Origin of the sequence: Actinoplanes sp. NPDC049802, from assembly GCF_040656595.1 — a bacterium.
In the GTDB taxonomy this organism is placed as follows: Bacteria; Actinomycetota; Actinomycetes; order Mycobacteriales; family Micromonosporaceae; genus Actinoplanes.
This window is the reverse complement of record NZ_JBFAMR010000027.1, coordinates 76,717-90,997: the sequence shown is the minus strand read 5'-3', so window position 1 is coordinate 90,997 and position 14,281 is coordinate 76,717. Positions and strand designations below refer to the sequence as shown.

The 14,281-nt window shown below is 71.9% G+C and carries 14 protein-coding genes; 6 read left to right on the top strand and 8 right to left on the bottom strand.

Annotated elements, in window-relative coordinates:
* Window positions 1–57 precede the first annotated feature (57 nt).
* Entirely contained in the window at window positions 58–1,017 is a 960-nt protein-coding gene (locus AB0I88_RS20300) for an OB-fold domain-containing protein (protein ID WP_361026434.1), read from the bottom strand.
* Between the two features lie 62 nt (window positions 1,018–1,079).
* Here AB0I88_RS20300 and AB0I88_RS20295 point away from each other — a divergent pair, with 62 nt between their 5' ends.
* A complete protein-coding gene (locus AB0I88_RS20295; RefSeq protein ID WP_361026386.1) occupies window positions 1,080–2,615 on the top strand; it encodes an acyl-CoA synthetase in 1,536 nt (511 codons plus the stop codon).
* A 181-nt stretch (window positions 2,616–2,796) separates the two neighbouring features.
* Here AB0I88_RS20295 and AB0I88_RS20290 read toward each other — a convergent pair whose 3' ends face one another.
* Window positions 2,797–2,952: a hypothetical protein gene (locus AB0I88_RS20290; RefSeq protein ID WP_361026383.1), complete on the bottom strand. Its 156-nt coding sequence runs from the start codon at window positions 2,950–2,952 to the stop codon at window positions 2,797–2,799.
* Between the two features lie 411 nt (window positions 2,953–3,363).
* Entirely contained in the window at window positions 3,364–4,143 is a 780-nt protein-coding gene (locus tag AB0I88_RS20285; protein WP_361026380.1) for a crotonase/enoyl-CoA hydratase family protein, read from the bottom strand.
* A 62-nt stretch (window positions 4,144–4,205) separates the two neighbouring features.
* Between AB0I88_RS20285 and AB0I88_RS20280 the strand changes: the two genes are divergently transcribed.
* Together AB0I88_RS20280 and AB0I88_RS20275 are read left to right on the top strand one after the other, a co-directional pair.
* A complete protein-coding gene (locus tag AB0I88_RS20280) occupies window positions 4,206–5,789 on the top strand; it encodes an acyl-CoA synthetase (RefSeq protein WP_361026377.1) in 1,584 nt (527 codons plus the stop codon).
* A complete protein-coding gene (locus AB0I88_RS20275; protein ID WP_361026374.1) occupies window positions 5,779–6,864 on the top strand; it encodes a nitronate monooxygenase family protein in 1,086 nt (361 codons plus the stop codon). Before AB0I88_RS20280 ends, AB0I88_RS20275 begins: the two co-directional genes overlap by 11 nt.
* Before the next feature lie 308 nt (window positions 6,865–7,172).
* Here the strand turns inward: AB0I88_RS20275 and AB0I88_RS20270 are convergent, their stop codons facing one another.
* Window positions 7,173–7,751, bottom strand: a complete 579-nt coding sequence (locus AB0I88_RS20270; protein WP_361026371.1) for a TIGR03086 family metal-binding protein — start codon at window positions 7,749–7,751, stop codon at window positions 7,173–7,175.
* A gap of 225 nt (window positions 7,752–7,976) precedes the next feature.
* The gene (locus AB0I88_RS20265) at window positions 7,977–8,621 is read right to left on the bottom strand and encodes a helix-turn-helix domain-containing protein (protein WP_361026368.1); all 645 of its coding nucleotides are present in this window, start codon (window positions 8,619–8,621) and stop codon (window positions 7,977–7,979) included.
* Between the two features lie 64 nt (window positions 8,622–8,685).
* Here AB0I88_RS20265 and AB0I88_RS20260 point away from each other — a divergent pair, with 64 nt between their 5' ends.
* The 3 genes from AB0I88_RS20260 (at window position 8,686) to AB0I88_RS20250 (ending at window position 10,389) form a co-directional block, all read left to right on the top strand.
* Window positions 8,686–9,081: a VOC family protein gene (locus AB0I88_RS20260; RefSeq protein WP_361026365.1), complete on the top strand. Its 396-nt coding sequence runs from the start codon at window positions 8,686–8,688 to the stop codon at window positions 9,079–9,081.
* A gap of 4 nt (window positions 9,082–9,085) precedes the next feature.
* Entirely contained in the window at window positions 9,086–9,574 is a 489-nt protein-coding gene (locus tag AB0I88_RS20255; protein ID WP_361026362.1) for a cupin domain-containing protein, read from the top strand.
* Between the two features lie 128 nt (window positions 9,575–9,702).
* Window positions 9,703–10,389, top strand: a complete 687-nt coding sequence (locus AB0I88_RS20250) for a hypothetical protein (protein ID WP_361026359.1) — start codon at window positions 9,703–9,705, stop codon at window positions 10,387–10,389.
* Here the strand turns inward: AB0I88_RS20250 and AB0I88_RS20245 are convergent.
* The 3 genes from AB0I88_RS20245 to AB0I88_RS20235 form a co-directional block, all read right to left on the bottom strand.
* Window positions 10,352–12,238, bottom strand: a complete 1,887-nt coding sequence (locus tag AB0I88_RS20245; protein WP_361026356.1) for an ABC transporter ATP-binding protein — start codon at window positions 12,236–12,238, stop codon at window positions 10,352–10,354. The genes AB0I88_RS20250 and AB0I88_RS20245 overlap by 38 nt on opposite strands.
* Before the next feature lie 164 nt (window positions 12,239–12,402).
* Window positions 12,403–13,110 carry a haloacid dehalogenase type II gene (locus tag AB0I88_RS20240; protein WP_361026353.1) on the bottom strand — a complete coding sequence of 236 codons (708 nt, stop codon included), beginning with the start codon at window positions 13,108–13,110 and terminating at the stop codon, window positions 12,403–12,405.
* A 144-nt stretch (window positions 13,111–13,254) separates the two neighbouring features.
* Window positions 13,255–14,250, bottom strand: a complete 996-nt coding sequence (locus tag AB0I88_RS20235) for an alcohol dehydrogenase catalytic domain-containing protein (RefSeq protein WP_361026350.1) — start codon at window positions 14,248–14,250, stop codon at window positions 13,255–13,257.
* Between the last annotated feature and the right edge of the window lie 31 nt (window positions 14,251–14,281).

Below are 14,281 nucleotides of genomic sequence, written 5' to 3'. Positions count from 1 at the left end.
AGCGGAGGGGGCGACATGAGCTCAAACCTGAGCCTGATGATTCGCTCGCAAGCTCGCTCACAGGTGCTCCGCGTAGGACTCGTAGGGGGCGTCCGGTTCGCCGGACGGTTCGAAATGGTCGATGTTCTCCGGGGTGGTCGACCACGCCGACCGGTCCCGCCACACCGCCGCCACCCGCATCCCCATCCGCACGTCCCCGGCCGCGACGCCCAGGATCAGATGCGAGATCGGGATGTCGGCGCCGTCCAGCAGCACCTGCGCCACCACGTACGGCGGGGTCAGCCGCTGGCCCGCGAACGGCACGTTGACCACGCAGAACGTGGTGACCATCCCACGGTCGGACACCTCGGCCACCTCGTCCGGGGCGACGCCGTCGGCGGGGCAGACGCGCGGGGGCACGTACACCTTCCGGCAGGCCGGGCAGCGCTGGCCGATGATCCGCCCTTCGGCGAGGGCCCGCAGGTAGCGGTCCTCCTCGGCGGACGTGGTGTGCGTGTAGTGCAACCGGATCGGCGTCGTCATGATCGTCACCGGTTCGCCTTCGAGGGGCGGATCCGGCATCGCGGCCTCACCCGGCTCGAAACACTCGATGTCCCTGATGTGCCCGGCCGGCGAGGCGGCCCAGCGTGCCCGCACCCGCATGCCGGTGTGCAGGCCCTCCGCGTCGACCGCGTGCAACAGCGGCGTGTCCGCCCCGTCGAGCCGGATCAGCGCCCACCCGAACGGCCGGTCCAGCGGCTGCCCCTCGATCGGCCGCGCGGTCCACGTCCAGCTCACCACGGTCCCGGAGGGTGACACCTCGACCAGGTCGGTGACCGGCTCGTGGGTGACCGGGTCGAACTCCAGCGGCGGCACGTGCACCCGCCCGTCGGAGGTCCGCGCGCCCAGGATCCGCCGCTCGCGCAGCCCCGCCATGAACCGGCCCAGCACCGGGCCCAGCGAGCGCGTGTAGTCGAAGGCGATCGTCAGCGGCGCGGCGAGAGTGTCCACGCCAGTGAGTGAAACACGTTCCAATATTGGCGGGCAAGGAGCGTCTCTAGATGCTTTCTCATCGATGGAACCAGTTATAGAGTCGGGCCATGACGGGCATCGGGATGTGGACCATCGCGGCCGAGCAGCCTCAGCTTGCGGCCATCGTGGACCCGGACGGGCGCACTCTCACCTACGGCGAGCTCGCCGCCGAGGCCGACCGGATCGGGCGCGGCCTGCGTGACGCCGGCCTGGAAGCCGGCGACACCATCGCGCTGCTGCTGCCCAACGGCGCCGACATCCTCACCGCCTACTTCGCGGCCGCCCAGATCGGGCTGCACGTCGTCCCGCTGAACCGGCATCTCACCGCCGCCGAACTCGGCTACATCCTGCGCGACTGCGGCGCCCGCGCCTTCATCGCGCACCCACGCTTCGCCGACGCGGCCCGCGACGCCGGCGGCCACGTGGAACACCGCTACGCGACCGGCGACATCCCCGGCTTCCTGCCGCTGGCCACCCTGGGCGCGGGCGGATCAGGAAGACCCTCCCCGCGTACGCTCGGCGCGCTCATGGTCTACACGTCCGGCACGTCGGGACGGCCCAAAGGGGTACGCCGCCCGCTGCTCGGCCTCGACCCCGACCAGGTGCCGCCGGTGTCCCTGTGGTTCTTCGGCCTGTTCGGGCTGCGCCCCTTCGACGGTCACGTGCATCTGTGCTGCTCACCGCTCTACCACACGGCCGTGATGAACTTCGCGATCATCTCCGTCCAGTTCGGGCACACCGTCGTCGTGATGGACCACTGGGACGCGGAGGAGTTCCTCCGGCTCGTCCAGGAACACCGGGTCACCCACAGCCACATGGTGCCCACCCAGTTCCGGCGGCTGCTCGCCCTCCCGGCGCACGTGCGGCAGCCGTACGACGTGTCCTCGATGCGGGCGATGATCCACGGCGCGGCGCCCTGCCCCCAGCCGGTCAAACGGGACATGCTCGACTGGTTCGGCCCGGTCGTCATCGAGTACTACGGGGCCTCCGAGGGCGGCGGCACCCTGATCACCGCCGCCGAATGGCTGCAACGCCCCGGCTCGGTCGGCCGCGCCTGGCCCGGCTCGCGGGTGCGCGTGCTCGACGACGACGGCAAGGACCGGCCGCCCGGCGAACCCGGCACCGTCTACCTCCAGATGGGCGACTTCACCTTCGAATACCACGGCGACGCCGAGAAGACCCGCGCCTCCTGGCGGGACCGGATGTTCACCGTCGGCGACATCGGCTACCTCGACGACGACGGTTACCTGTACCTGTGCGACCGGGCCGCCGACGTCATCATCACCGGCGGCGTGAACGTCTACCCCGCCGAGATCGAGAACGAACTGGCCGTCCACCCGGCGGTCGCGGACGCCGCCGTCTTCGGGATCCCGCACGACGAATGGGGCGAGGAGATCAAAGCCGTGGTCCTGCCGGCGCCCGGCATCGAGCCCGGGCCCGCCCTCACCACCGAACTGCTCGCCTTCCTGACCGGGCGGCTGGCCCGCTTCAAACTGCCCCGCACCGTCGACTACGTCACCGAACTGCCCCGCGACCCCAACGGCAAGCTCTACAAACGTCACCTCCGCGACCCGTACTGGGCCGGCCGCGATCGCGCCATCTAACCCCCGGCCGGCTCCCAGCGCCCTCTCGGGCGCCCCAAGGCAGCTCTGACACAGAGCTCTGGGCAAGACCGGCGAAGCGACCCGGCCGGCCGCGATGGCTCCCCGGCGATCGCTGCTGACGCTGCCCCGTGAACTCCGGCGAGTGGCACCGGCCGGCCGTCGCACGCAACCGCCACCACGTTCACCGGCTGCCCTCGACCCCGAAGTTCTGCAGCTCCCACTCCTTGGTGCCGAACGGCGCCGCGGTGTAGTCGAGCACGCGCGGCAGCTCCTGGGTGCGCTCCTGGCCCTGGCAGCGGACGCAGGAACGGATTTCCCGTTCGGGGGGACGGGACACGGATCTCGGCCATCTGTGTTCGGCAGACGTGACACCCGCAACGGGTGTCGTCACACCCACTACGGGTGTCGTGTTCTCCGAGCACACATCGCCCTGCACGCCGGCTCTCCGCCCACCGGACGACAGGACGCCAGGACGGCGGGACGCCAGGACGGCGGGACGCCAGGACGGCAGGACGGCGGGGCGGCGGGGCGGCGGGGCGGCGGGGCGACGGGGCGACGGGGCGACGGGGCGACGCTCCCGCAGCCGGCTGACAGGCCGGGCGGGCGGCACCGGGTTCGGCACGGCAGTGACCTCGCGTGGCGTGGCAGGTCAGCCCGGCGGCCGCGGCGCCGGGCCCGGCCCGGCAGTGAGCTCGCGTGGCGCTCAACGGGACGGGGTGGTTGCCGGGGCGGTCCGCCGCGTACCGGATCAGATGCCTTTGAACTGGGGTTTTCGTTTCTCGATGAAAGCGCGCGGGCCTTCCTTGGCGTCCTCGGACAGGAAGACGCGTGTGCCGATGCGGGATTCGAGCGTGAAGGCCTCGTTCTCCGGCAGGCCCTCGGTCTCGCGGATGGTGCGCAGGATGGCCTGGACGGCGACGGGGCCGTTCGCGGCGATCATCCCGGCGATCTCCAGGGCCTTCGGCAGCGCCTGGCCGTCCGGGACGACGTGGCCGATCAGGCCGGCGTCGCGGGCCTCGGCGGCGGTCAGGTGGCGGCCGGTGAGCAGCAGGTCGGCGGCGACCGTGTACGGCAGTTGGCGCGGCAACCGCACCGCCGAACCGCCGAGCGGGAACAGCCCCCACCGGGCCTCGGAGACGCCGAAGCGGGCGCTCTCGCCGGCCACCCGCACGTCGGTGGCCTGGAGGATCTCGGTGCCGCCGGCGACGGCCGGGCCCTCGACGGCGGCGACCAGCGGTTTGGTGAGGCGCCGGCCTTTGAGCAGCGCGTCGATGCGGGACAGGTCGGCGCCGTCGGCCCGGAAGCCGTCGCCGGGATGGTCGGCGGTCATGGCACGCAGGTCGGCGCCCGCGCAGAACGCGCCGCCCGCGCCGGTGAGGATCGCGACGCGGATCGACGGGTCGGTGTCGACGCGGTCCCAGGCGTCGCGCATCACCGCCATCATCGCGGGAGAGAGCGCGTTGCGGACCTCCGGCCGGTTCATGGTCACGATCAGGATCGGTCCGCGCTGTTCGACGAGAGCGTCCACCCGGTTTCCCTCCCAGTGCCAAAGCCTTGCTCCGGAACGATAACAGGTTCTACTTTGCGTTGATGGCGGCCAATATTGCGGACCTTTTCGAGCACGCGGTCGACGCCTTCGGAGACCGTGTCGCGGTGGCCTGCGGCGAGCGTGAGATCACCTACGCGGAGCTGGAGGAGAACGCCAACCGCTTGGCCCACTTCCTGCGAAGTCGAGGAGTGGGCAAGGGCGCCCACGTCGGGCTGTACGCGGGCAACTCGATCGAGGCCCTGGTGGCCATGATCGCCGTGTACAAGCTGCGTGCCGTGGTCGTCAACGTCAACTATCGATATGTGGAGAACGAGTTACAGTACCTGTTCGAGGACGCCTCCCTGACCGCGCTCGTTCACGACCGCGGATTCGGGGCGTTGGTCCGGGCCGTCGGCGGCGGCCTGCACACCACGGTCGCCCTGCCGGACGGCACCGGCGCCGACATCCCGGGCGTCTCCTACGCCGACGCCATCGCCGCCGGCAAACCCGACCGGGACTTCGAACCCCGCGAAGGCGACGACATCTACCTGCTCTACACCGGCGGCACCACCGGCTATCCGAAAGGCGTCATCTGGCGGCACGAGGACGTCTGGCGGGTCCTCGGCGGCGGCATCGACTTCATGTCCGGCATCCCGCTCGACGACGAGTGGGCCCAGTCCCGGCGCGGCGCCGAGATGCCGCCGATGGTGCGGCTCTGCCTGGCCCCGCTCATCCACGGCAACGCCCAATGGGCCGCCCTCGCAGCCCTCTTCGGCGGCGACACCGTCGTCTTCCTGCCGCACTTCGACCCCGACGAGGTGTGGCGGATCATCGAACGCCACCGGGTGAACGTGGTCGTCCTGATCGGCGACGCGATGGCCCGGCCGATCATCGAGGCGTACCTGGCCGGCGACTACGACGGCTCCTCGCTGGTGGCGATCTCGTCCAGTGCCGCGCTGTTCTCGCCGTCGGTGAAACGGCAGTACCTCGACGCCCTGCCGAACGTCATGGTCACCGACGCGATCGGCTCGTCGGAGACCGGATTCGCCGGCATCGGCATCGTCGCCGACGTGGAAGGCGGCGCCGTCGACGGACCGCGGGTCATGCCCGGCCCGGACACCATCGTCATCGACGAGTACGGCAGGAAGGCCCCGCCCGGTGTCATCGGACGGCTGGCCCGCGGCGGGCACGTGCCACTCGGCTACTACAAGGACCCGGAGAAGACGGCCGCGCTGCTCACCGAGGTGGACGGGGTCCGCTACGCGATACCCGGCGACCTCGCCCGGATCGAGGACGACGGCACCCTCACCCTGCTCGGCCGCGGCAACACGTGCGTCAACACCGGCGGCGAGAAGGTCTTCCCCGAAGAGGTCGAGGGCGCCCTCAAAGCCCACCCCGACGTGTTCGACGCCCTGGTCATCGGCGCCCCCGACGACCTGCTCGGCCAGAAGGTCGTCGCCCTCGTGCAGACCCGCCCCGGCGCGACCCTCGATCTCGGTGACCTGGAGACCCACGTCCGGCAGCGCGTCGCCGGCTACAAGGTGCCGCGCCGGATCTGGGTGGTCGACGGGATCCGGCGCACCATCAGCGGCAAGGCCGACTACCGGTGGGCGCACGCCTACGCGAAGGAGCATCATGCGGACTGACCTCTGCGACCTGCTCGGCGTCGAGCACCCGATCGTCGGGTTCAGCCCGTCCGAACACGTCGTCGCGGCCATCAGCCGGGCCGGCGGGCTCGGGGTGCTCGGCTGCGTCCGGTTCAACGACGCCGCCGAACTCGACACCGTCCTCACCTGGCTCGACGAGAACACCGGCGGCCGTCCCTACGGCGTCGACGTGGTCATGCCCGGCAAGGTGCCCACCGAAGGCGCGCCCGCCGACCTCGGGGAACTGATCCCTTCCGGACATCGGGACTTCGTCGAACGTACCCTGCAACGCCTCGGTGTGCCCCCGCTCGGCGCCGCCTCCGACTCACCCGGCGTCCTCGGCTGGCTGCACTCGGTCGCCCGCAGCCACGTCGAGGTCGCCCTGCGGCATCCGGTCCGGCTGATCGCCAACGCACTCGGCCCGCCGCCCGCGGACGTCATCGCCCAGGCCCACGACCGTGGCCTGCTCGTCGCCGCGCTCGCCGGGCGCGCCGACCACGCCCGCGGCCATGTGGCGGCCGGCGTCGACATCGTGGTCGCCCAAGGCTACGAGGCCGGCGGTCACACCGGGGAGATCGCCAGCATGGTGCTGGTCCCGGAGATCGTCGACGCGGTCGGCGTGCCGGTGCTGGCGGCCGGCGGCATCGGCAGCGGGCGCCAGATCGCCGCCGCCCTCGCCCTCGGCGCCCGCGGCGTGTGGATGGGCTCCGTCTGGCTCGGCACCAGCGAATACCGCAGCAGCCCGGCGCTGCGCGAAGCCCTCCTCACCGCGGGCTCCGGCGACACCGTGCGCAGCCGCGTCTACTCCGGCAAACCGGCCCGCCTGCTCCGCAACCGCTGGACCGACGCTTGGTCGGAAACGGACGCGCCCGCCCCGCTGCCGATGCCGTTGCAGAACCTGCTCGTCTCCGAGGCCCACGACCGCCTGATGGCGTCCGGCGACCCGACCGTCGTGCCGATGCCGGTCGGCCAGATCGTCGGCCGGATGAACGAGGTCCGCCCGGTCGCGGCCGTCCTCTCCGACCTGGTCACCGAAACCGACGAGACACTACAGAAAATTCACAAACTGCTCTGATCCGGTACGCGGTGGACCCCCACCGCAGAATCCGGACAGTCCCCGGAAGCGCCCCGCGAGCCAGGCGGCCCGTCACGGCCGTGCCGCGCCCGCCGGGCTGGAGCGGGACTTCCCGCGGCCTTCGGCCGCGCGCGGCGATCAGTCCGTGCCCGCGCCGGGGCCGCCGCCGGCAGGTCGCAGGGTCCCCGGCCGGCCGTCGGGGCTGTCTCAGCCGCGTTGAGGCGGCGCTGGCGGCAGGCTGGGTTGTGGCTGGTTGTGAGGGCTGTCTCGGGCGGGTTGAGGCAGCCCTCACGACCAGCTGGAGTGGATCACGATGCGGTGGTCCAGTCGGGGTCGCGGCCGATGAAGGCGATCAGCCGGGTCTGGGGGTCGGCGTCGGCGGAGACGGGGACCTTGGGGCCGTACTGGCCGGAGGCGCGGAGCATCTCGTCGACCGGTTCCATGCCGGCCAGCAGGATGGCGCAGTACCCGGGGTCGAGCGTTTCGTCCTGCCCGGTGGCCCGGGCCAGGTCCCAGGTGTGCATGAAGACGTCGGTCGTGTAGAAGCGGTCGATCGCCTGGTCCAGCGGGAGCTCGCCGATGTGCGGGTTGTTCAGCAGGCGTTCGGGGGTCTTCGGGTCGTCCAGCACGGCCTGGACCGCGGCCTGGTGCGACTGCCAGGCGGCGACCGGGTCGGTGTCCACCGACGGGGCCGGTGGCAGGGTGACGTCCGAGCCGGAGGCCAGGAATCCGGGGAGCCACTCGATCAGGTGGCGGACCACGTCACGGGCGGTCCAGCCGGCGACCGGCGCGGGCGCGTCCCAGCGCTGTGCTCCGGTGACCCGGGCGGTGAAGGCGGCGGCGATCGTGCGGTGCCGCTCGGCGGGAGACAGTTCGGCAAGCGTCATCCTGGGCGTCCTCTCTCGATCTGCGAGCTTTCAACCTATCAGTTGAAACGGTGCCGTGGGGAAGTTCGCGCCGTGCCCTTCCGGCTGTTTCGCCGGTCGGGGGGTGAGCCCGGCGCGGCGGATCAGCCCGGTGGGCGCGGCACGTGCTCGCGTCCCGCCCGGCTCGCGGTGCGCCGCGGGACGCTCCCGATGTGGTGGGGCGGGGAACGGCGTACCAGGAAGGGGTTATCGCAGGATCGCGGTGGCGACCGCCTCGGTGGCCCATTTCTCCCACTGCTCGGGCGTCCAGCCGCGCACGGCCGTGAACAGGTGGTAGACCTCCGGGCTGACCATGCAGAAGACGATGTCGGCGGCCTGCTCGACCGTGAGGTCCGTGCGGAGGGCCCGCTTGCCGGACAGCTGCCGGGCGACGGAGAGCTGCGCCGTGTACCGCTGGTCCTGGTTGGCACGCCACTGCGCGGCCATCTCCGGGTCGCTGCCGGCCGCGTCCCGGACCACCGTCATGATCGGGGCCACCCGGCCGAAGATCTCGCGGGCGTTGCGCAGCCAGATCTCCAGCGCACGCCGTCCGTCCGGCTCCTGTTCGATGCGCCGGACCCAGTCGCGGTCGAGAAGCGGCACCGGCTCGTCGTCGCCGACCGCCAGCACGTCGACGAGCTCCTTGAGTACGGTCGCCTTGTTGCCGAAGTGGAAGTACAACGTCTGGACCGCCACGTCCGCGCTCCTGGCGATCTGGCCGAGCGTGGTGGCCGCGTAACCCTGCTCGGCGAACAGCGCCCCGGCCCGGTCGATGATCCGGCGCCGGGTGGCCCGTGCCTGCTCGGCCCGGCGCGTGCCAGGTTCGCGGTTCCGCTTGACACCCTCGTTCATTCGCTGGAGCCTACTCTAGTGAGTTACTAGAGCTCACTCTAGCCAAAACGTGCCGGGGAGTGTCATGGACGCGCTGGTCAACGGCTTTCACCACATCAAACTGCCCGTCACCGACGTGGAGCGCAGCCGGGATTGGTATGCACGGGTGCTGGGCCTGGAGACACACATCGAGTTCGTCGAGAAGGGTGAACTGATGGGGGTGGCGATGCGCGACCCGGACGGAAGCGTCGACGTGGCGCTGCGCCGCGACGCCGTCCGCGCGGCCGCGATGACCGGCTTCGACGCGGTCGCCCTGCGTGTGCCCACGCCGGCGGCCCTGGACGAGTGGCAGCGGCGCCTCGGCGAGCTCGGGGAGCCGCACGACGGGATCGTCACCGGCCACGCCGGCCGCGTCCTCGTCGGCCTGCGCGATCCCGACGGCATCGAGGTGCGCCTCTACCTGCCGGCCGAGAAGGGATGACCAGATGAGCTTCGACGGCACGGGATATCTGCTGGGCCCGGACGACGGGCCGCAATGGTGGCTGCTGGACACCCGGATGAACATCAAGGCCGCCACCGGGGCGTTCACCCTCATCGAGTGGTCCGCGCCGGAGGGGTTCGGCCCGCCGCCGCACATCCACGGCCTCGAGGACGAGGCGTTCTACATCCTGGACGGGGAGATCGACATCGAATGCGGTGACAAGCGCTTCACGGCCGGGCCCGGAGACTTCGCGTTGCTGCCGCGCGGGATCCCGCACGGCTTCGTCGTCACTCGCGGGCCGGTGCGCGGGCTGCAGATCACCACGCCGTCCGGGTTCGAGGAGTTCGTCGCCGAGGCGGGGCGTCCCGCCACCCGGCCCGGCCTTCCTGAACCGTCGGTGCCGGACATCCCGCTCCTGATCGCGGCCGGGCAGCGTCTCGGACATCAGATCGTCGGGCCGCCGCCCGGGCCGCCGTCTCCGGGCCGTTCCTGATCCGCATCGGTTGTCGCCGGGTCCCCCGACGGTGTTCACTTTCGGGCCGGGTCGCGGGAAAACGCGCTCCCACCCGGGGCCGGGCGGATGATGAGAAGCGGTATCCGTCGTCGCTCGTTGGAGCTGACATGCTGACCATTCGGAGATCGCTCGCCCTGCTCGCCGCCGCGCTGTGCGTGACCTCCCTCCCGGGCGTGCCGGCCGCGGCCCGGCCCGCCGGGTCCGGCGAGGAGGCCTCGGCCGGGACGCCACCTGCCATGACCGTCGTGCAGCGGGCGGGCGGCGAGTCCCCCGCCGGCGTGCGCGGACCGATTCCGGACGAGGCCCTGCTCGGCCCCGCCGACCTGGGCGGTGTCACCCCCTTGCAGGTGGACCGCGACAGCTGGCCGCGACTGCGCCCACCGCGGCCGTGCGAGGGCGGCTATCCCGAGCCGGTCGCCGACCGCGCCGTCACCGCGGTCATCGAGGTGAACAAGGCGCCGAACGCGGTGATGGAGTACCTCGCCGTGCACCGTCCCGGCGACGCCCGCCGCTACCTGCGGGAACTCCGCGACGTCCTGAAAGTCTGCAAGGGCACCGCCTGGCGGATCGAGGCCACCGGCGTCGCCGGCCCGGACTCGCTGCTGCTGCGTTACAGCGACACCTTCGAACACGTCGACGAGTGGATCACCCACCACACCTACCTGGTGATCGCCCGCTCCGGCCGCGCCGTGGTGCTGGTCGCCGACGCCGGCTGGGAGACCGACAGCGGCGACCCCGCGCTGGCCCGCGAACTGATCATCCCCGCGCTGCGACGGGCGGCTGCCCTTCACTGAACTGGGTCCGGTACAGCTGCTCATACCGCCCACCGGCGGCCAGCAGTTCCGGATGGGTGCCGCGCTCCACGACCCGCCCGTCCTCGACGACCAGGATCTGGTCGGCGGCCCGGACCGTGGACAGCCGGTGGGCGATCACCACCGCGGTGCGCCCGGACAGCGCCTCCCCGAGCGCCGCCTGCACCGCCGCCTCGGACGTCGAGTCGAGATGGGCGGTCGCCTCGTCCAGCACCACCACCCGTGGCCGGGCCAGCAGCAGCCGGGCGATGGTCAGCCGCTGCCGCTCCCCGCCGGACAGCCGGTAGCCGCGCTCGCCGATGACCGTGTCCAGCCCGTCCGGCAGCGACTCGATCAGGTCGGCGATGTGGGCGCGGCGCAGCACGTCCCACAACTCCTCCTCGGTGGCGGACGGCCGGGCCAGCAGCAGGTTGGCGCGCACCGACTCGTGGAACAGGTGACCGTCCTGCGTGACCATGCCGAGGGTCTGCCGCAGCGAGGTGGCGCTCAGGTCGCGCACGTCGACCCCGCCGAGGCGGACCGCGCCGGACTCGGTGTCATACAGCCGCGGCAGCAGGCTCGCCATCGTCGACTTGCCGGCCCCGGACGATCCGACGAGGGCCACCATCTGTCCTGGCTCGGCCCGGAACGAGATGCCGTGCAGCACCTCCTCGCCGCCGCGGCTGTCCAGCGTCGCCACCTCCTCCAGCGAGGCCAGCGACACCTTGTCGGCCGACGGATAGGCGAACCGCACGTCGTCGAACTCCACGGCCACCGGACCGTCCGGCACCGGGCGGGCGTCCGGCTTCTCCTCGATCAGCGGTTTCAGGTCGAGCACCTCGAAGACCCGCTCGAAGCTGACCAGCGCGCTCATCACCTCGACGCGAGCGCTGGCCAGCGAGGTGAGCGGGGCGTACAGCCGGGTGAGCAGGATGGCCAGCGCCACCACCTCGCCCGGGTCCATCTGGCCGCGCAGCGCGTAGAGGCCGCCCAGCCCATACACCAGCGCGATCGCCACCGCCGACACCGACGTGAGCGCGGTCAGGAACGTCCACTGCGCCATCGCCGTGCGCACGCCGATGTCACGCACCCGGCTGGCCCGCGCCGCGAACTCGGCCGACTCGGCAGCCGGATTGCCGTAGAGCTTGACCAGCGTCGCGCCGGGCGCCGAGAACCGCTCGGTCATCTGCGTGTTCATCGCCGCGTTGTGCTCGGCGGCCTCCCGCTCCAGACCGGCCAGCCGCCCGCCGACCCGCCGGGCGGGCAGCACGAACACCGGCAGCAGCAGCAACGACAGCACGGTGATCTGCCAGGACAGCCCGATCATGACGACCAGCGTGAGCGTGAGCGCCACCAGGTTGCCGACCACACCGGACAGTGTGTCGCTGAACGCGTGCTGCGCCCCGATCACGTCGTTGTTCAGCCGGCTGACCAGCGCGCCCGTCCGCGTCCGCGTGAAGAACGCCACCGGCATCCGCTGCACGTGGTCGAACACCATGGTCCGCAGGTCGAGGATCAGCCCCTCGCCGATGCGGGCCGAGAACCACCGCTGCGCCAGCCCGAGCCCCGCCTCCAGCAGCGCGATCACCGCGATCGCCACGGCCAGGGCGAGCACCAGGGAGTAGTCCCGGCCCTCGACGATGGCGTCGACCACCTGCCCGGCCAGCACCGGCACGGCCACCGCGAGGACCGCCGTCACCACGCTGAGCACCAGGAAGCCGGTCAACTTACGCCGGTGTGGGCGGGCCAACGCCAGGATGCGCCGTAACGTCGCCCGGGAGAACGCCCGCTTGTCCTCCCGCTGATTCATCTGGTGGTACATCGAATTCCAGGCCGCGAACTCCATGCTCATGTCCCGAACCTCCCACCTGACCCAAGGTTGAGGTCAACCCGATTTCCGTCGATGATGCGCCCGGGGTATGACATTTCAAGCCACCGCGCAGCGTGGTCCGGGCGGCCGGCTGATCCGCCGCTAGCGGCCCGCCGATCCGATAACGGGTGGATCGAGGCGACGGCTCACCGGCCGAGCGCGTCCGCCAGATGGTCCAGATCGGTCACCACCAGGTCGAACCGATGGGCGTAGCCGGCGAGGTCACCGGTGCTGCCGCCGGACCGGTCGACGTAGGCGGTGCGGAATCCGTGTTGTGCCGCGGCATCCAGGTCCCAGTCATGGGCGGCGACGAACAGGGTTCGCCCAGGATCGAGATCGAGGGTGCCGATCGCGTGCCGGTACATGCGCGGGTCCGGCTTGTACGCCCCCACGCTCTCGCCGGAGATCAGGGTCGTCCAGCGCAGACCGCTCTGCGCCGACATGGCGAAAGCCTGGCCGCAGCCGGCATTGGTGAGCGCGACCAGGGCCCGCCCCCGCGCCAGCCGTTCGAGCGCCGGCGCCGTGTCGGGAAAGGGCTCCAGGCGGTAACCGAAGCGGGCCAGCTCATCGAACCGGTCCGGGGGCAGTTCCGTGCCGTCGGCCCGCAGCAGGTCCGTCAGCGCCGACCGGTAGAACGCCGCCGGCGGTTGGTACGGCGCACGTCCGGCCGTCACCTCCGCGACAGCCGCGTCCACCCGGGCCGCCCATCGGTCGCCCAGCATGCTCAGGTCGACACCGAGGTCCGAGCCCACCGAGCGCAGCGCGGCGGTTCGCGTCCCGTCCTCGTCGAGCAGGGTGCCGACGACGTCGAACACCAACGTGGTCGCGGCCGTCGCGGGGTCACGAAGCTGCATGGATCCCGACCTTAAGCGGACCGGCGCCGGGCCGCCAGCCGACGGCGCGGCCGTGCCGGCCCGGTGCTCGGTGTACCGGGCCGGGCCACGCTTGCCAACGGCCGCGTGGAGATCGAGGAGCGGAACCGTGTCCCAGCAATCGGTTCATCCCGTTTGTTCGAGGACTATCACGGCGCGGCCGGTGAGGGATCCGGCGGCCAGTTTCGCGTAGGCCTGGTCGATCTCGTCGAAGCCGAACTCCTCCACCTGGTTGCGGATCAGGCCGGCTTCGGCGAGGGCGATGACCTCCCGGGCGTCGGCGATCGTGGAGCCCTGGAAGGTGAACACCTCGCCGTCGCGGGGCAGTGAGGAGAACCAGGGACCGGTCAGGCGGCCGCCGGCCGAGCCGATGAGGCCGAAGGCGCCGCCGGGGCGGAGCGTGGCGATGCCGGCGGTGATCGTCGTGTCGGTTCCCACGAAGTCCAGCATCACGTCCACGTCGGACAGTCCGGACAGTCCGATGGCCGTCCGGTGGGCGCCGACCTCGGCGGCGTAGGAGAGCCGCGGCGCGGAGATGTCGACCGCCACGACGGTCGCCGCGGTCAGCACCCGCAGGAACTGGACCGCGAACGCCCCCAGCCCACCGGCGCCGACGACGACGGCGGTGCCGCCGGGGTGCAGCCGGGTCAGGGCGCGCCGTACCGCGTGGTAGGCGGTCGCCCCGGCGTCGGTGAGCGGTCCGGCGTGCCGCGGATCGAGCGAGCCGAGCGGCAGCAGCGCCCGCGGGTCGTCGACCAGCACGTAGTCGGCGAGGCCACCGTCCCGGCCGTACCCGCGCCCGGCCGCCCCGTACGGGCAGCCGCTCTCCTGCCCGCGCACGCAGTACCGGCAGGTCCCGCACGACGACGGTGACACGAGGGCGACCGGTTCCCCGGTGTCCACCCGCCATCCGGCGGTCTCGTGGCCGAGCGTGAACGGCATCCGCCAGCCGAGCGACGCGCCGGCCGCCGCCGGGATCCGCCGCATCGTGAGGTCGGAGCGGCACAGTCCGCATCCGGCGACCCGGACCAGCGTCTCACCGGCGCCGGGGCGGGGCTCGGGTTCCGGCACGGTGACGGCCCGGGGAGGGGCGCCCCATTCGGTCATCCGGTACGCGCGCATGCGGTCCAGAGTGAAACCCGTTCTCGTGCCA

Coding starts and splice junctions, on each gene's coding strand:
- AB0I88_RS20295 (WP_361026386.1), top strand. CDS start 1,080: ATGACGGGCATCGGGATGTGGACCATCGCGGCCGAGCAGCCTCAGCTT.
- AB0I88_RS20280 (WP_361026377.1), top strand. CDS start 4,206: ATGGCGGCCAATATTGCGGACCTTTTCGAGCACGCGGTCGACGCCTTC.
- AB0I88_RS20275 (WP_361026374.1), top strand. CDS start 5,779: ATGCGGACTGACCTCTGCGACCTGCTCGGCGTCGAGCACCCGATCGTC.
- AB0I88_RS20270 (WP_361026371.1), bottom strand. CDS start 7,751: ATGACGCTTGCCGAACTGTCTCCCGCCGAGCGGCACCGCACGATCGCC.
- AB0I88_RS20265 (WP_361026368.1), bottom strand. CDS start 8,621: ATGAACGAGGGTGTCAAGCGGAACCGCGAACCTGGCACGCGCCGGGCC.
- AB0I88_RS20260 (WP_361026365.1), top strand. CDS start 8,686: ATGGACGCGCTGGTCAACGGCTTTCACCACATCAAACTGCCCGTCACC.
- AB0I88_RS20255 (WP_361026362.1), top strand. CDS start 9,086: ATGAGCTTCGACGGCACGGGATATCTGCTGGGCCCGGACGACGGGCCG.
- AB0I88_RS20250 (WP_361026359.1), top strand. CDS start 9,703: ATGCTGACCATTCGGAGATCGCTCGCCCTGCTCGCCGCCGCGCTGTGC.
- AB0I88_RS20245 (WP_361026356.1), bottom strand. CDS start 12,238: ATGAGCATGGAGTTCGCGGCCTGGAATTCGATGTACCACCAGATGAAT.
- AB0I88_RS20240 (WP_361026353.1), bottom strand. CDS start 13,110: ATGCAGCTTCGTGACCCCGCGACGGCCGCGACCACGTTGGTGTTCGAC.
- AB0I88_RS20235 (WP_361026350.1), bottom strand. CDS start 14,250: ATGCGCGCGTACCGGATGACCGAATGGGGCGCCCCTCCCCGGGCCGTC.